Genomic DNA, 886 nt, shown 5'->3' with positions numbered 1-886 from the left:
TGGGCGCACCACATGTTCGCCACCGGCGCGGTGCTGCTGCCGTTCTTCGCCTTCCTGACCTACCTGATCGCCATCCCGACGGGGATCAAGTTCTTCAACTGGCTCGGCACCATGTGGCGGGGGCAGATCAGCTTCGAGACCCCGATGCTGTTCTCCGTCGGTTTCCTGATCACCTTCCTGCTCGGTGGCCTGACCGGGGTGCTGCTGGCCAGCCCGCCGCTGGACTGGCACGTCAACGACAGCTACTTCGTGGTGGCGCACTTCCACTACGTCGTCTTCGGCACCGTGGTGTTCTCCGCCTACGCCGGGCTGTACTTCTGGTTCCCGAAGATGTGCGGCCGGATGATGGACGAGAGGATGGGCCGGCTGCACTTCTGGCTGACCTTCCTCGGCTTCCACGCCACGTTCCTCATCCAGCACTGGCTGGGCAACGAGGGCATGCCGCGCCGGTACGCCGACTACCTGCAGACCGACGCCGGCGGCCTCTTCACCCTGATGCACACGGTCTCCACCATCGGGTCGTTCGTGCTGGGTGCCTCGGTGATCCCGTTCGTCTACAACGTGGTCAAGTCGTGGAAGCACGGCCGGCTCGCGCTGCGGGACGACCCGTGGGGTCACGGCAACTCGCTGGAGTGGGCCACCTCCTCGCCGCCGCCGCGGCACAACTTCACCGAGATCCCGCGGATCCGCTCCGAGCGCCCGGCCTTCGAGCTGCACTACCCGGAGATGGTCGAGCGGCTGCAGGTGGAGGCGCACGCCGGCAAGCGGCACGAGCCCTACGCCGAGGACGTCGGGGGGACCGCAGGCAGCCGGCAGGGTCCGAACGACCCCGACTTCACCTGAGAAAGGACCCCGCTGCCCCCGCCTCTCGCACGCTCGCGGCGGG

The 886-nt window shown here is 67.7% G+C and carries 1 protein-coding gene; it reads left to right on the top strand.

Annotated elements, in window-relative coordinates:
* On the top strand, window positions 1-843 hold an 843-nt coding region (locus HL189_RS22450; protein ID WP_369135955.1), incomplete at its 5' end, for a cbb3-type cytochrome c oxidase subunit I.
* Between the last annotated feature and the right edge of the window lie 43 nt (window positions 844-886).

Origin of the sequence: Modestobacter sp. I12A-02662 (genome assembly GCF_041028325.1) — a bacterium.
In the GTDB taxonomy this organism is placed as follows: Bacteria; Actinomycetota; Actinomycetes; order Mycobacteriales; family Geodermatophilaceae; genus Modestobacter.
Note: the sequence above shows the minus strand (reverse complement) of the source record. Positions and strands in the feature narration are given on the sequence as shown.